At 60.0% G+C, this 14,827-nt stretch carries 18 protein-coding genes; 11 read left to right on the top strand and 7 right to left on the bottom strand.

Annotated features, from left to right (window positions below; translation table 11 throughout):
• Positions 1 to 28: 28 nt before the first annotated feature.
• A complete protein-coding gene (locus tag T3A99_RS15125; RefSeq protein ID WP_322834524.1) occupies positions 29 to 946 on the top strand; it encodes a LysR family transcriptional regulator in 918 nt (305 codons plus the stop codon).
• Here T3A99_RS15125 and T3A99_RS15130 read toward each other — a convergent pair.
• Positions 919 to 1,245, bottom strand: a complete 327-nt coding sequence (locus T3A99_RS15130) for a DUF883 family protein (protein ID WP_003196426.1) — start codon at positions 1,243 to 1,245, stop codon at positions 919 to 921. The genes T3A99_RS15125 and T3A99_RS15130 overlap by 28 nt on opposite strands.
• A 156-nt stretch (positions 1,246 to 1,401) precedes the next feature.
• Between T3A99_RS15130 and T3A99_RS15135 the strand changes: the two genes are divergently transcribed.
• Together T3A99_RS15135 and T3A99_RS15140 are read left to right on the top strand one after the other, a co-directional pair.
• A complete protein-coding gene (locus T3A99_RS15135; RefSeq protein ID WP_003177209.1) occupies positions 1,402 to 1,617 on the top strand; it encodes a dodecin in 216 nt (71 codons plus the stop codon).
• A 116-nt stretch (positions 1,618 to 1,733) separates the two neighbouring features.
• Complete coding sequence (locus tag T3A99_RS15140) at positions 1,734 to 1,958, top strand: DUF1161 domain-containing protein (protein ID WP_047230071.1); 225 nt, start codon at positions 1,734 to 1,736, stop codon at positions 1,956 to 1,958.
• A gap of 52 nt (positions 1,959 to 2,010) precedes the next feature.
• Here the strand turns inward: T3A99_RS15140 and T3A99_RS15145 are convergent, their stop codons facing one another.
• Positions 2,011 to 3,012 carry an LLM class flavin-dependent oxidoreductase gene (locus T3A99_RS15145; protein ID WP_058544936.1) on the bottom strand — a complete coding sequence of 334 codons (1,002 nt, stop codon included), beginning with the start codon at positions 3,010 to 3,012 and terminating at the stop codon, positions 2,011 to 2,013.
• Between the two features lie 238 nt (positions 3,013 to 3,250).
• Here T3A99_RS15145 and T3A99_RS15150 point away from each other — a divergent pair, with 238 nt between their 5' ends.
• Positions 3,251 to 3,682, top strand: coding sequence for an OsmC family protein (locus T3A99_RS15150; protein ID WP_047230069.1), 432 nt, complete (start codon positions 3,251 to 3,253; stop codon positions 3,680 to 3,682).
• A gap of 129 nt (positions 3,683 to 3,811) precedes the next feature.
• The gene (locus T3A99_RS15155; RefSeq protein WP_076383123.1) at positions 3,812 to 4,045 is read left to right on the top strand and encodes a DUF1161 domain-containing protein; all 234 of its coding nucleotides are present in this window, start codon (positions 3,812 to 3,814) and stop codon (positions 4,043 to 4,045) included.
• A 6-nt stretch (positions 4,046 to 4,051) separates the two neighbouring features.
• On the opposite strand, the gene T3A99_RS15160 is transcribed toward T3A99_RS15155, so the two are convergent.
• Positions 4,052 to 4,477 (bottom strand): hypothetical protein, encoded by a 426-nt coding sequence (locus T3A99_RS15160; protein ID WP_047230067.1) that lies wholly within the window; start codon positions 4,475 to 4,477, stop codon positions 4,052 to 4,054.
• 38 nt (positions 4,478 to 4,515) lie between these two features.
• Positions 4,516 to 4,929 carry a hypothetical protein gene (locus T3A99_RS15165; protein ID WP_322834525.1) on the bottom strand — a complete coding sequence of 138 codons (414 nt, stop codon included), beginning with the start codon at positions 4,927 to 4,929 and terminating at the stop codon, positions 4,516 to 4,518.
• Positions 4,930 to 4,988: 59 nt separating this feature from the next.
• On the opposite strand from T3A99_RS15165, the gene T3A99_RS15170 reads away from it, so the two are divergent.
• Positions 4,989 to 6,080 (top strand): aminopeptidase, encoded by a 1,092-nt coding sequence (locus T3A99_RS15170; protein ID WP_322834526.1) that lies wholly within the window; start codon positions 4,989 to 4,991, stop codon positions 6,078 to 6,080.
• Positions 6,081 to 6,191: 111 nt separating this feature from the next.
• On the opposite strand, the gene T3A99_RS15175 is transcribed toward T3A99_RS15170, so the two are convergent.
• Positions 6,192 to 6,842, bottom strand: a complete 651-nt coding sequence (locus T3A99_RS15175; RefSeq protein ID WP_047230063.1) for an HAD family hydrolase — start codon at positions 6,840 to 6,842, stop codon at positions 6,192 to 6,194.
• 28 nt (positions 6,843 to 6,870) lie between these two features.
• Positions 6,871 to 7,416 (bottom strand): gamma carbonic anhydrase family protein, encoded by a 546-nt coding sequence (locus tag T3A99_RS15180; RefSeq protein WP_322834527.1) that lies wholly within the window; start codon positions 7,414 to 7,416, stop codon positions 6,871 to 6,873.
• A 72-nt stretch (positions 7,417 to 7,488) separates the two neighbouring features.
• Between T3A99_RS15180 and prlC the strand changes: the two genes are divergently transcribed.
• The 3 genes from prlC to T3A99_RS15195 all read left to right on the top strand — a co-directional run bounded on the left by prlC (position 7,489) and on the right by T3A99_RS15195 (position 11,970).
• Positions 7,489 to 9,567 carry an oligopeptidase A gene (gene prlC, locus T3A99_RS15185; protein WP_322834528.1) on the top strand — a complete coding sequence of 693 codons (2,079 nt, stop codon included), beginning with the start codon at positions 7,489 to 7,491 and terminating at the stop codon, positions 9,565 to 9,567.
• The gene (locus T3A99_RS15190) at positions 9,564 to 9,842 is read left to right on the top strand and encodes a YheV family putative zinc ribbon protein (RefSeq protein WP_047230061.1); all 279 of its coding nucleotides are present in this window, start codon (positions 9,564 to 9,566) and stop codon (positions 9,840 to 9,842) included. The genes prlC and T3A99_RS15190 overlap by 4 nt, the downstream gene beginning before the upstream one ends.
• A gap of 115 nt (positions 9,843 to 9,957) precedes the next feature.
• Positions 9,958 to 11,970, top strand: coding sequence for a M3 family metallopeptidase (locus T3A99_RS15195; protein WP_322834529.1), 2,013 nt, complete (start codon positions 9,958 to 9,960; stop codon positions 11,968 to 11,970).
• On the opposite strand, the gene T3A99_RS15200 is transcribed toward T3A99_RS15195, so the two are convergent.
• Entirely contained in the window at positions 11,951 to 12,631 is a 681-nt protein-coding gene (locus tag T3A99_RS15200) for a tyrosine-protein phosphatase (protein WP_173406339.1), read from the bottom strand. The two genes, T3A99_RS15195 and T3A99_RS15200, sit on opposite strands and share 20 nt — an antisense overlap.
• Positions 12,632 to 12,811: 180 nt before the next feature.
• On the opposite strand from T3A99_RS15200, the gene T3A99_RS15205 reads away from it, so the two are divergent.
• Together T3A99_RS15205 and T3A99_RS15210 are read left to right on the top strand one after the other, a co-directional pair.
• Positions 12,812 to 13,870 (top strand): PA0069 family radical SAM protein, encoded by a 1,059-nt coding sequence (locus T3A99_RS15205; protein ID WP_107323208.1) that lies wholly within the window; start codon positions 12,812 to 12,814, stop codon positions 13,868 to 13,870.
• A 203-nt stretch (positions 13,871 to 14,073) separates the two neighbouring features.
• A complete protein-coding gene (locus tag T3A99_RS15210) occupies positions 14,074 to 14,805 on the top strand; it encodes a carbonic anhydrase (protein ID WP_047230057.1) in 732 nt (243 codons plus the stop codon).
• Positions 14,806 to 14,827 lie beyond the last annotated feature (22 nt).

Here is a 14,827-nt window from a genome sequence, read left to right on the forward strand (position 1 = left end):
CAACCTGTCAGGAAAACTCACAGATAAAATGAGCCATGACCTTCCTCCGCTCAACGCCTTGCGCGCCTTCGAAGCCACTGCCCGCCTGAACAGCGTCAGTCAGGCGGCCGAACAGCTGCATGTCACCCATGGTGCGGTTAGCCGACAGTTGAAGGTGCTGGAAGAACACTTGGGCGTCAGCCTGTTCATCAAGGAGGGGCGCGGCCTTAAACTCACAGATGCGGGCATGCGTCTGCGCGACGCCAGCGCCGAGGCGTTCGAGCGATTACGCACCGTCTGTGCGCAGCTGACGCAAAGCACGGCAGATGCACCATTCGTATTGGGCTGTTCCGGTAGTCTGCTGGCGCGCTGGTTCATTCCTCGCCTGGGCCGGCTCAACGCCGACCTGCCGGATCTGCGTTTGCATCTCTCCGCTGGCGAAGGCGACCTGGACCCGAGGCGACCGGGGCTTGACGCGTTGCTGGTATTCGCAGAACCGCCGTGGCCGGCAGACATGCAGGTCTATGAACTGGTCAGCGAGCGGATCGGCCCGGTCATGAGCCCTCATTACGCCGGTTTCGCCCGCCTGCAAAACGCCCCGCCAAGCGCAATCCTGGGCGAGGCGCTGCTGCATACCACCTCTCGTCCCCAGGCGTGGCCCACCTGGGCACGGCAAAACGCCCTTGAACCCAAGGCGCTGAAATTCGGGCAGGGTTTCGAGCATTTGTATTACTTGCTGGAGGCGGCCGTGGCAGGGCTAGGCGTGGCCATCGCACCCGAACCGCTGGTCGCCGAGGATGTGCGCGCCGGGCGCCTGGTCGCGCCGTGGAGCTTTGACGAAACCCCGGCGCGACTGGCGTTGTGGCTACCCAAGCGCGCCGCGGACGGGCGCGCTCGGCAATTGGCGCAATGGCTCAGGCATGAGCTGAACCCAGCGACTCAGTCGCCGCGCTTGCACAGCAAATAAGCCGCCAACAAACCCAGCGCCCCGACCGCGACGCCAGCGGTGGTCCAGGGATGCTCCTGAGCGTAATCACGGGTGGCGATTCCGGTTTCACGGGTTTTCACCTTGACCTCTTCATACGCGTCGCTCAGCAGATGCCGGGAATGTTTCAGCGCGTTTTCGGCGTTTGCCTTCAGCGACTTGAGGGTCTTACGCGACTCGTCCGAAGCGTCGTCCTTCAGGCTTTCCAACGACTTGAGCAGACTCTCGATCTCCGCTTCCATGCTTTGCAACGAGGCTTTACGTAACGAATTGCTGGCCATGGTGGCTCTCTCCTGCAGTGGTTGAGTGGCGTGTGTGAATTGGGACTCCAGCCGTTTCTGAAAGTGCAGTAAATCTGAACTTTCACCCGGTAAAAGGCGACACACGTAAGGCGAAAATTCGCTGCTAGGCTGTTAAAGACAACCAAGGAGAACGTCATGAGTGATCACCACACGTACAAAAAAGTCGAGCTGGTCGGCTCCTCTCCCACCAGCATCGAAGACGCCATCAACAATGCGCTGGCCGAAGCCAGCAAAAGCCTCAAGCACCTGGAGTGGTTCGAAGTCACGGAAACCCGTGGACACATCGAAAATGGCCGGGCCGCGCACTTTCAGGTGACCATTAAAGTCGGCTTCCGCATTGCCAATAGCTGACGGGCTGTGAACTTGCACGCTGGCGGAGTGCCATAGGGAATGGCGATGCGCTATCTGGCAAGCGCGTCATGTCTGTTCGATCCCTGCCCTATTGATCCGACCAAGGAGTGCGAGCGATGAAAAATTTGATGTTGGCCCTGGGTTTGCTGAGCCTTGCGGGTACTGCGTTTGCCGCCGGCAAGCCATGCGAGGAGCTGAAAAGCGAGATCGCAGCGAAAATCGATGCCAAAGGTGCATCGGGTTATACGCTGGAAATTGTCGATAAGGGTACGGCTACTGACGGAGACGTCGTCGGCTCCTGCGAAGGCGGCACGAAGGAAATCGTCTACAAGAAGGGCTGATACTTCAGGAAGGTCAAAGCCGACGCATGCGTCGGCTTTTTTATGCGCGTGATCAGCCTTTCATGACCTGCGCCAGCAACTCATAGGAGTGCAGGCGATCAGCATGCTCATACAGGTCGCTGGTGAAGATCAATTCATCGGCCTGGGTTTGCTCGATCAGCACTTCGAGCTTGGCGCGAATTTTCTGCGGGCCGCCGACCATGGCCAGGCCCAGGAAGTCACCAACCGCCTCTTTCTCATGGGGCAACCAGAGACCGTTCATGGTTTCCACAGGCGGGCGCTGCACCAGGCTCTGGCCACGCATCAGGGCCAGGATCCGCTGATACACCGAGGTCGCCAGGTAATCAGCCTGTTCGTCCGTGTCGGCTGCCACCAAAGGCACGCCGAGCATTACGTAAGGCTTGTCGAGCACCGCCGACGGCTTGAAGTGATTGCGATAAATACGGATCGCCTCATGCATGTAGCGCGGTGCGAAATGGGAAGCGAAGGCGTAGGGCAAGCCGCGCTCGCCGGCCAGTTGCGCACTGAACAGGCTCGAGCCCAGCAGCCAGACCGGCACGTTGGTCCCGGTGCCGGGCATGGCGATGATGCGTTGATCCGGGGTACGTGGGCCGAGGTAGCGCATCAGTTCGGCCACGTCTTCAGGGAAATCGTCCGCGCTACCGGAGCGCTCGCGACGCAACGCCCGGGCAGTCATCTGATCGGACCCGGGGGCGCGCCCCAGGCCAAGATCAATACGGCCTGGATAGAGGCTTTCGAGCGTGCCGAACTGTTCGGCGATGATCAACGGCGCATGGTTGGGCAGCATCACGCCGCCGGAGCCGACCCGAATGGTCGAAGTGCCCCCCGCCAGATAGCCCAGCAGTACCGCCGTCGCGGAGCTGGCGATGCCATCCATGTTGTGGTGCTCGGCGACCCAGAAGCGGGTATAGCCGTATTTTTCCACGTGCTGCGCCAGGTCCAGCGAGTTGCGCAAGGACTGGGCAGCGTTGCCATCAGCGCGCACAGGCACGAGGTCGAGGGTCGAGAACTTCACTTCGGACAGCTGTTTCATGGGCCGGAATCTCCAACGGCATGAGGGGCTTTTCCTACGGGCAAAAGCCTGCCGTTTCTATAGGTGTGTTCCATGCAATGTGGGCATATACCCGAGTTTCAATAGCTACCATGAAATTTCCTACTAAATCGGTCGGCTAATCGACAGGATGAACTTTATCGGGCGGTCTATCCTCACAACCCTGACAACGAAAAACACCCAGGCGCGAACCCTCGCGCCGGATATTGAGGAGGCAGACATGGCTATCATCAAGAAAGCATCGGCTCATTGGGAAGGTGACCTGAAAACCGGCATCGGCTCCATCTCCACGGAAACCGGCGTGCTGCGCGAAGCCCCCTATGGCTTCAAGGCGCGCTTCGAAGGCGGCAAGGGCACCAACCCGGAAGAACTGATCGGCGCGGCCCATGCGGGCTGCTTCTCCATGGCGTTTTCGATGATCCTTGGCGAGGCTGGGCTCACAGCCAGCAGTATCGATACCAACGCCGATGTCACCCTCGATCAGGTCGAGGGCGGCTTTGCGATTACGGCAGTGAAACTGACGCTTAAAGCGAAGATCCCCGGCGCCAGCCAGGAGCAATTCGAAGAGCTGAGCAACAAGGCCAAGGAAGGTTGCCCGGTTTCCAAAGTGCTGAACGCCAAGATTACGCTGGATGCGACGCTGGTGAGCTGATGCGATACCCATCACAGCCTTCAGCTGCGGCTGAAGGCTGTGATCTGTTTACCCTGCAGCAATTGTGGTCGAATGCACACCTGCAGTTTCAGCGCACAGGCAGTGCGCGCTGTCATGAGGAATTCGAGCATGAAACGATTCGCCCTGGCGGTCATCAGTTGCGCATTGGCCACGTCGGCCCTCGCGGCCCCCAAATCCTGTGAAGAACTGAAAGCGGAAATCGAAGCGAAGATCCAGGCGAATAACGTGCCTTCCTACACATTGGAAATCGTGACCAATGATGAGGTGCATGATGAAAATATGGTCGTGGGCAGGTGCGAAAACGGCACCAAAAAGATCATCTACCAGAAGAACGACAGCTAAGCCGTCCTACGGAACGCAATTGACCTGCCGTTCTTCGGCCACGATTTCACGCTTGGCGTTATAGAGTCGGGCGCTGGGGGTAAACGCCAGATTGCGACCCTCCAGGCGATAACGCTGGCCCGCCTCGAAATGGTCGTAACGCACAAGCATGTAGCACAGCCGCTCTTGCGGCTCGGCTTGCATACCCAGCCCACCACCGCCAGGCACCTCGAAGTCGAAACGCACTTTCAGTTCGTGGCTGCCCGGAGAAACCTGGAAGAAACGTCCGTCCTGCAGTCGTTGGCCATCCAGGCTTTCAGCCATCAGCATCTTGCCGCCCGGCATGGGCGTGGCGAAGTCGATCCAGGCCATGTTCGGATCAACCTTGGGCGGCGGGCTGGTTGCACAGCCGCTCATGGAGACAAAGGCCAATAGCAGCAGAGGTAGGCGCATGATGATTTCCTGAAGTCAGACAATGAGAATAGCGCCGATCAGCTTTGCTGACAGCCTGCTGGCGTGCCTTGGCCCACGACTTTTCGCTGTTGATCATAGAGCTTGGCCCATGGACGGAAACCGATGTTGCCAGCCTGCAACTGATAACGCTGGCCTGCGTTGAAGTCCTTGAACTTCACATTCAACCGGCAATCGCGCCACAGTGGCTCGGCATTCGGGCCGATGTTGCCGGGCTCGACGGCAAATTGATAACGCACCGTCAGCTCATGGCTGCCCGGCTGCACTTCAAAATAACGTCGGTCGAGAGACGTCTTGTCATCGACTTCCAGCGCTTGCAGCGCCGTGTCCTGATGGCTTCCCAGGTCGATCCATGCCTGCGACGGATCAGGATCAGGCAAACCGGCGCAACCGGTCAGCAGCAACAAGCCACTCGTCAGCATCAATACGCGCATAGCGAAGCTCCAGGCAGGCGGGATAGTCTTGTGGGCAGACTTTCCCAGGGTGATTCCAATTGATCAGGCCGCATCCAAGCCATCGGTTACTCGACCGTGTTTTCCGGATTTTGTTTCCAGGCCTCCTGCTTTCGTTACTCAACGGTTGTGCAAGCGTGGGTTACTACAGTCAACTCGCCAGTGGACAGCTACGGCTGTTGCAGGCCCGCGAGCCAATCGACCAAGTGATTGCCGACCCCGCCCGTGATCCCACATTGCGGGCTCATCTGGCCGAGGCGCGTGCGGCACGCACATTCGCCAGTGCGCAGTTGCACCTGCCGGACAACAAAAGCTACCGCCTGTATGCGGACATTGGCCGCCCATTCGTGGTCTGGAATGTCTTCGCCACGCCAGAATTTTCCCTGGCCCCGCAAAACCACTGTTTCCCCATCGCCGGTTGCGTGGCCTATCGCGGCTACTACAGCCAGGGCGCCGCCCGTGGCGAGGCAGCCTTGCAACGCTTGCGGGGCATGGATGTGGCGATTGGTGGCGTAGAGGCCTACTCGACGCTGGGCTGGTTCAACGACCCGATCCTGAGCTCGATGATGCACTGGGGCGACGAACGCCTGGCGACGCTGATCTTTCATGAACTGGCGCACCAGCGCTTCTACGTAAAGGACGACACCGAATTCAATGAATCCTTTGCCACCTTCGTCGAACAGCAAGGCACCCGGCAATGGCGCGCCAGTCGCGGGCTGGCGCCGGACAATGGCAAACGGATGCGCCAGCGCGAGCAATTCATCCAACTGGTCCTGGACACGCGTCAGCGGCTGGAACAGCTCTATACCCAACCCCTGCCAGCCGAACAGATGCGCCAGCGCAAGGGCGAAGAGTTCCAGCGCCTGCGCAGCAACTATGAACAACTGCGCGATACCCAGTGGGCGGGCGACAAATACTTCGACGCCTGGGTCTATGCGCCGCTGAACAATGCACGGCTATTGCCGTTCGGGTTGTATAGCCAGTGGGTGCCAGCGTTTGCGGCGCTGTTTCAACAGGAAGGCGGAGACTGGGTTGCGTTTTATGCCGCAGTGGAAAAGCTTGGCAGTTTGCCGATTGATGAGCGCAAAGCGGCACTGAAGGCGCTGGCAGGATCGAAAAGTTCTGGTGATTGATCCGGCCTCATCGCGAGAAGGCTCGCTCCCACAATAGATCTCAGTGAACGCGGCTTGCATGTACAACACCGCCCCCTGTGGGAGCAAGGCTTGCCCGCGATCGCAATATGACTACCCCTGCAAAAACGCCCGATGCAACTCATCCAGCGTCTGAAAGTGATACGCCGGGCCCTCGGCATTCAGCTCCTCATAACTGCCAAACCCATAGCCCACCGCCGCCGCATCCAGCCCATTGCTACGAGCCCCAATCAAATCGTGTTTGCGGTCGCCAATCATCAAGGTATTCGCCGGGTCGAGCCCTTCTTCAGCCATCAGGTGAGCAATCAACTCAACTTTGTCGGTCCGCGTACCGTCCAGCTCACTGCCATAGATCACTTTGAAGTGCCGGGCGAAGTCGAAGTGGCGGGCGATTTCGCGGGCGAAGACCCAGGGTTTGGAGGTGGCGATGTACAACTGCCGGCCCTGCTCGCCCAGGGTTTCCAGCAGGGGCATCACACCGTCGAAGACGCGGTTTTCGTACAACCCGGTGACCTTGAAGCGTTCGCGATAGAAATTCACCGCCTCCCAGGCTTTCGCCTCATCGAAGTCATAAAACTGCATGAAGGCCTGCAACAGTGGCGGGCCGATAAAGTGTTCGAGACGGGTCAGGTCGGGTTCGTCGATGCCCAGTTGGCTCAGGGCGAACTGGATCGAACGGGTAATGCCCTCGCGGGGGTCGGTGAGGGTGCCGTCGAGGTCGAAGAGTACGGTCTGGTAATGCATGCAAATTCCTGGGTAAGGGCGGGACGATTCAGAGCCGGTCGTAGCCTTCGGCCAGATGCAGGTCCTTGAGCTTCACGTAGTTCGCCGCGCTGTAGGTGAAAAAGGCGCGTTCCTTGTCGGTCAGCGGTCGGGCCTGTTTTACCGGGCTGCCTACATACAGGAAGCCGCTCTCCAGGCGTTTGCCCGGCGGTACAAGGCTGCCGGCGCCGATGATCACGTCATCTTCAACCACCGCGCCGTCCATGACGATGCTGCCCATGCCGATCAAGACCCGGCTGCCCACCGAGCAGCCATGGAGCATGACCTTGTGGGCAATGGTCACGTCATCGCCGATCAGCAGCGGGAAGCCATCGGGATTGAAGGGGCCGGCGTGGGTGATGTGCAGCACGCAGCCATCCTGGACGCTGGTACGGGCACCAATGCGGATGCGGTGCATGTCGCCGCGAATGACCGTCAGCGGCCAGACGGAGCCGTCTTCGCCGATTTCAACGTCGCCGATCACCACCGCAGTGCTGTCGACAAAAGCGCCGCGGGCAAGCCGTGGGCTGTGATTCTGGTACGTGCGAAGGGTCACGATAGGCTCTCTCTTATCCGGTGATAGGCGCTGCTAGCTGCGGTGAACGTCGATTGTAATTAAGATGGGTCCATGTTTCTTCCAGCCAAGGTGTCAACCGTGAGCGTGAACAACCCTCTTTTGCAACCCTACGACCTGCCGCCGTTCTCGACGATCCGTGCCGAGCACGTGCAACCGGCCATCGAGCAGATCCTGGCTGACAACCGTGCCGCCATTGCCGAGATCCTCAAGACCCAGGGCACTCAGCCTACCTGGGCCGGCCTGGTGCTGGCGATGGACGAGCTCAATGATCGCCTGGGCGCGGCCTGGAGCCCGGTGAGCCATTTGAACGCCGTGCGTAACAGCCCCGAACTGCGCGAAGCCTACGAGGCCTGCCTGCCGGCGCTGAGTGCTTACTCCACGGAGCTGGGCCAGAACCGCGAGCTGTTCCAGGCCTTCGAAGCCTTGGCGAGCAGCCCCGAAGCCGCCGGTTTCGACGTGGCGCAGAAAACCATCCTGGAACATTCCCTGCGGGACTTCCGTCTGTCGGGTATCGATCTGCCGCCCGAGCAGCAGCAACGCTATGCCGAAGTGCAAAGCAAACTGTCGGAACTGGGCAGCCGCTTCTCCAACCAATTGCTGGACGCGACCCAGGCCTGGACCAAACACATCACCTCTGAGGCCGCCCTCGCCGGCCTGACCGACTCGGCCAAGGCGCAAATGGCCGCGGCCGCCCAGGCCAAAGAGCTGGACGGTTGGCTGATCAACCTGGAATTCCCCAGCTATTACGCGGTGATGACCTACGCCGAAGACCGCGCCCTGCGTGAAGAAGTCTATGCCGCGTACTGCACACGCGCGTCAGACCAAGGCCCCAACGCCGGTCAGAACGATAACACTCCGGTGATGGAAGAAATCCTCGACCTGCGCCAGGAATTGGCCCAACTGCTGGGCTTCGCCAACTTCGCCGAGTTGAGCCTGGCGACCAAAATGGCCGAATCCAGCGATCAGGTGCTCAGTTTCCTGCGCGACCTGGCCAAGCGCAGCAAACCATTCGCCGCCCTGGATCTGGAACAGCTGAAGGCGTTCGCCGCCGAACAGGGCTGCCCCGACCTGCAAAGCTGGGACAGCGGCTTCTACGGTGAAAAGCTGCGCCAGCAGCGTTACAGCGTGGCCCAGGAAGCCCTGCGCGCCTACTTCCCGATCGACAAGGTACTGAGCGGCCTGTTCGCCATCGTGCAGCGCCTCTACGGCATCGAGATCGCCGAGCTGAAAGGCTTCGACAGCTGGCATCCGGACGTGCGCCTGTTCGAAATCAAGGAGAACGGTCAGCACGTTGGCCGCTTCTTCTTCGATCTCTACGCCCGCGCCAACAAGCGCGGCGGCGCCTGGATGGACGGCGCCCGCGACCGTCGGCGCACCTTCGATGGCGTGCTGCAAAGCCCGGTCGCCAACCTGGTGTGCAACTTCACCCCGGCCGACAGCGGCAAACCCGCGCTGCTGACCCACGACGAAGTCACCACCCTGTTCCACGAGTTCGGCCATGGCCTGCACCACCTGCTGACCCGCGTCGAACATGCCGGCGTGTCCGGCATCAACGGCGTGGCCTGGGATGCCGTGGAGCTGCCGAGCCAGTTCATGGAAAACTGGTGCTGGGAGCCCGAAGGCCTGGCGCTGATTTCCGGCCACTATGAAACCGGTGAACCGCTGCCCCAGGACCTGCTGGAAAAAATGCTCGCGGCGAAAAACTTCCAGTCCGGCCTGATGATGGTCCGCCAACTGGAGTTCTCGCTGTTCGACTTCGAGCTGCACGCCACCCATGGCGATGGTCGCAGCGTGCTGCAAGTGCTCGAAGGCGTGCGCGACGAAGTCTCGGTGATGCGTCCACCGGCCTACAACCGCTTCCCCAACAGCTTTGCCCACATCTTCGCCGGCGGTTATGCGGCGGGCTACTACAGCTATAAGTGGGCGGAAGTGTTGTCGGCCGATGCGTTCTCCAAGTTCGAAGAGGACGGCGTGCTCAACGCCGACACCGGTCGCGCTTTCCGTGAAGCGATCCTGGCCCGTGGCGGCTCCCAGGAGCCGATGGTGCTGTTCGTCGACTTCCGTGGCCGTGAGCCATCGATTGACGCACTCTTGCGCCACAGCGGCCTGACCGAGGACGCAGCAGCATGAGCGAGGGGCCTGTGATTACCAAAAGGCGCTTTATCGCCGGGGCAGTCTGCCCGGCGTGCAGCGAGCCGGACAAGTTGATGATGTGGAACGAAGACGGCGTGCCGCACCGTGAGTGTGTGGCCTGCGGATACTCCGACACGCTCAACGAACAAGGCCTGTCGGTGCCCAAGGAATTGGGCACCCGGGTCAACACATCGGCGCTCAAAGTCCCGGACGCCAAGGTCCAGGCGGTACAGTTTTTCCCCAATCCCAAGCTGAAGAAAAAAACCGACTGAAATCTTCGGCATCACCTTCCGGGCCGCCCGGCCCGGAAGCGATACATATATACCGCAACGCGTCACGCCTTCCTCTCCAGACTGTTCCCCAGTCCAGACAGACAGGAAGGCTGCCATGCCCGACAATGACAATCCGCTGTTGCAGGCCTATGACCTGCCCCCCTTTGCGCAGATCCAAGCCAAACATTTTTCACCGGCCCTCGACCGGATTCTTGCCGAGAGCCGCGATCAAGTGGCCAACATCATCAAGACTCAGACTCCTTTCCCCACCTGGGACGACCTGGTGTTGGCCATGGACGAGATTCACGCCCGCTTGAAGGGTTTCGACGACCTGCTGGATCTGCTGGCGTCCACCCGGCCAGGAGACGACTGGGCCCAGGCTTCGCTCGACTGCAGCGAACGGGTGCACGATTTCCAGAGCGCGCTGAGACACAATCGCCAATTGTTCCAACTCTATCAGCGCTTGGCCAACAGCGAGATTGCCAGGCACTTCGAACCGCCTCGTAAAAGAGTTCTGGAGAAGGCCCTGCGCCAGTTTCGCCAGCATGGGTTGGCCCATACCGCAGCGTCAGATTTGAAAGCCCTGCAGCAACGCATTCAACAGGGCCGCGAATTGTTCCTCGATCAGTTGCACAAGGCCAACAAGGCCTGGAGCAAAGCGTTCGACGATGAGGCTCAGTTGAGCGGCCTGGCGCCGCAATTCAAACAACAGCTGGCCAAACAGGCCCGCGAGGCCGGGCGCACGGGATGGCTGCTGACCCTCAGTGATGCATCGTTTGGCATCGTCACCAGCTACGCGGACAATCGTCTTTTGCGCAAAGAGGTTTACCTGGCCTACAGCACACGCGCCTCGGACCAGGGCCCCGACGCTGGCCGGTTTGATAACAGCGAGGTGCTTAGACGCTTGCTGGAAGATCGTCGTCGGTATGCGACGTTACTGGGTTATTCGAATTTCGCTCAAATGGTCATCGAGCCTGAGCAAGCCGAGTCTCCCGAACAGGTGATGGGGTTCTTGCGCGATCAGCTTGAACAGCAACAAGGCCTCTTTGCCCGTGACGCTGAACAGCTCAGGGCATTTGCCCGGAAGCAAGGTTTCACCGAGCTTCAACCTTGGGATTACCCGTATCTGGTAGAAAAACTTCGTCAGCATACGGCCGGCATCTCGAAGCTGGCCCTCAGCGCCTGGTTCGAGCTGGAGTCCACCTTTTCACAGCTATTGCTGATCGCCAAGGATCTGTTTGGGGTGGACATTCTCGAACGCGCTGACGCGGCCACCTGGCATCCGGACGTGCGTCTTTTCGAAGTCCGCGAGTGGGACCAGACCATCGGCTACATCTATTTCGATCCGTTCGAGGATGCGAACAGAGACGGTTACCCGAACACCACCACCCTGCGAAACCGCCGCATCACGGCCGAGGGCCGGCCCCGACATCCCATCGCCGTGTTGCACGGCTGGCTGGCGCGCAGCTCAGATACATCGCCGGTCTTGCTCGACCATCTGCAACTACGAATTCTCTTTCATGAGTTCGGCCATTGCTTGCACCATGTGTTGACCCGCGCCGAGTATCGCGACGTATCGGGCATCACCGAGCTCTCCCGGGACACCTCGGAATTTGCCGGGGTGCTACTGGAACAATGGTGCTTTACCCGGCAATGCCTGGTCCGTCTGTCAAAGCATTACCGGACCGGCGCGGCCATGCCCGATGCCATCGCCGATCAGTTGCTGACCTTCGCCAACACTCAAGCCAGCTGGGAAACCGCCTCGCTGCTGCGCAACGCGCTGTTTGACATGGAACTGCACCTGACCCACGGCGATGGGCGCACGGCTCAGCAGGTATTCGATCAAGTCAGCGCCCAAGTCGGACATCTGCCCGTATGGGGGAGCGAACGCTGGCCCAATGGCCTGGATTACATGGTGACCGGTTATGCGGCCCGGATTTACGCCTATGCCTGGTCAAAAGCGTTGGCAATCACCGCGTTCCAAAGGTTTGAGCAGGAGGGGTTGTTCAACGGGACAACAGGCCGGGCGTTGCGTGAAACAATATTCGGCCCTGGCGATTCAAGGCCTCTGGCCGAGTCCGTGGCAGCCTTTGCAGGGATGCCAGCTGTCAGGGTGAAGGGCGAATAACCTGTGGGTCGGGCTGACGAGTCGTGATGACGGAACCGACCCAGCTTTGCAGCGAGCAAAGAGCAAAAACGCTGGTACTGCAGTCGCCGTTGGCCAGCGCAACGCGGAGCTTCTCAACATCGGCCCGCATCATGTAACGAACCCCGTCCTTGAAGTGCGGGTTGTTGCCGAAGCCGCCTTCAGTCATTTCGTTCAAGGCCTCCTCTTTGCTCCAGCCCTGTACGACCACCCTGTACATGGCCGCCACCAACCCGGTGCGGTCCGAACCATGCTTGCAGTGCATCAATACCGGGCCATCGGTTTCGGCAGCCTGAATGGCGCGCAAGGCAGCGAGGATGTCGCTGTCGTCCACATGATTGGTGCGATAAGGCAACTGCACTTGCTTGACGCCGGGTGTGGATAACCAACTGGCGTCCGAATCCGGCAGAAATGTGATGACTGTGCCGATGTTGAGCCTCGTCAGCAGAGGCAAGGCATCCGCGTCCGGCAAGGCGCTGCGGTAAAGCGCCGGCGACATCTGATAAAGGTTGTAGCGCTTTTCCACCGGCTGGGCCCATTCGGAAGACCTTGCCTCGCCCAGATCGGCCGCCAGGGCTTGGGACTCGGCAAAGACCAGGAACAAGGACAGGAGGAGCAGGGAGCGGGAATAGAGTTTGAACATGCGTGGACGACCGAAACGAAGAAGAACGAGACGGTCAGTTTCGGCACGAGCCGGTTAAAGGCCTGTGAGCAAGACGTCAACACGACGTGAACACGATCCATAGCGGTGGGCTGCTGAACGGCGCTGGCCTAATTGAATCCCAGCGAATACTGTATGCACATACAGCAACGGAGCCTTCCAATGTCCATCTCTCTTCCGCCCCGTGGCCGTGGCACCGCCACCAACCCGCACAACCGCTTCGCCCCGAGTCGCTCGGTGGTCGAAGATGATGGCTGGTATCAGGAAGTACCGCCGACCCAAGGCACCGAAGTGCGGATCGAAACGGCCAAGACCATCATCACCCGCAACACCTCGCCGGATCTGCCTTTCGACCGCTCCATCAATCCATACCGGGGCTGCGAACATGGCTGTATCTACTGCTATGCGCGGCCCAGCCACGCTTACTGGGACATGTCGCCCGGGCTGGATTTCGAAACCAGACTGATCGCCAAGACCAATGCCGCCGACGTACTGGAGGAACAGCTGTCCAGGCGTGGCTATCAATGCGCCCCAATCAACCTGGGCTCCAATACCGACCCTTACCAGCCGATCGAACGCGAACATCGCATTACGCGCCGGATTCTCGAAGTGCTGCTGCGCTACCGTCATCCGGTGACCATCGTCACCAAAGGCTCGCTGATTCTGCGCGACTTGGACCTGCTGACCGAGCTGGCGCAACAGCGCCTGGTAAAGGTCATGATCAGCCTCACCACCCTGGACGATGAACTCAAGCGCATCCTCGAACCGCGCGCGGCGGCGCCCAAGGCCCGATTACGGGCGATCAAGGTCATGCGCGAGGCGGGCATTCCCGTGGGAGTGCTGTGTTCGCCGATGATCCCGATGATCAACGACAGCGAGATCGAAAATCTGCTGGCCGAGGCCCACGCCGCCGGTGCGCAGAGTGCTTCCTACATCATGTTGCGCCTGCCATTGGAGGTCGCGCCGCTGTTTGAAGAATGGCTGCAGGCGCACTACCCGCAACGCGCCGCTCATGTGCTGAGCCTGGTTCGCCAGAGCCGTGGCGGCGAACTGTATGACAGCCGCTTCGGTTCTCGGATGCGTGGCGAAGGCCCGTTCGCCGACCTGCTGGCGCAGCGTTTCGCCAAGGCGCTCAAGCGTCTGGGGCTTGAGCGCCGGGACGGTTACAATCTCGATTGCGACGCCTTTTGTCCGCCGGGCCGACAGATGTCTTTGATTTGATTAAAGTTGAACGTGGGGCATGGGCAGGCATGAGCGGCGCTTGCTTCCCGGTCACACCTGTAATCGTTGTTCTAGAGCCTTTGATTCAGTTTGAGTTAAGTTTCGGTCGCTACCTTGTTCATCGAGTGACTGACAAGTCGAACATTTCGACCTGGATGTTTTTTAACCAGCCACTGGCGCTATACCGTCAAAGAGGATGAATCATGAGTGACAAGGATAAACAGCCGTTGGCTGCGTCGGCTTCAGCCCAACCCGAGGCGGAAACCGCCGATGCAGCGCTGCAGCATATTGTTGACGGCTTTTTGCATTTCCATCACGAAATCTTTCCCCAGCAGGAAGAGCTCTTCAAGAAACTCGCCACGGCGCAAGCGCCTAGGGCGATGTTCATCACCTGCGCCGATTCGCGCATCGTGCCCGAGCTGATTACCCATAGCTCCCCAGGCGACCTGTTCGTGACCCGCAACGTCGGCAACGTCGTTCCGCCGTACGGGCAGATGAACGGCGGCGTCTCCACCGCCATCGAATACGCCGTGCTGGCCCTCGGTGTGCAGCACATCATCGTCTGCGGTCACTCCGACTGCGGCGCCATGCGTGCGGTGTTGAATCCCGACACTCTGGAAAAAATGCCCACGGTCAAAGCCTGGTTGCGCCACGCCGAAGTGGCCAAGACCATGGTTCATGACAACTGCCCGTGCGGCGACGAAAAACAGATCATGCCCATCCTCACCGAAGAGAACGTGATCGCGCAGCTGCAGCATTTGCGAACGCATCCCTCGGTCGCCTCTCGCATGGCCAACGGCCAATTGTTCATCCATGGTTGGGTGTACAACATCGAGACCAGCGAGATCAAAGCCTACGACGCGGACCAGGGCTGTTTCCTGCCGCTCGATGGCAGCCATCCGATACCGGTGGCGACGCCTAAAGCGCGCTTCTAACCACTCCTAAACATCCTTGCGT

This window comes from Pseudomonas sp. N-137 (assembly GCF_034555295.1).
Lineage (GTDB): Bacteria > Pseudomonadota > Gammaproteobacteria > Pseudomonadales > Pseudomonadaceae > Aquipseudomonas > Aquipseudomonas rhizophila.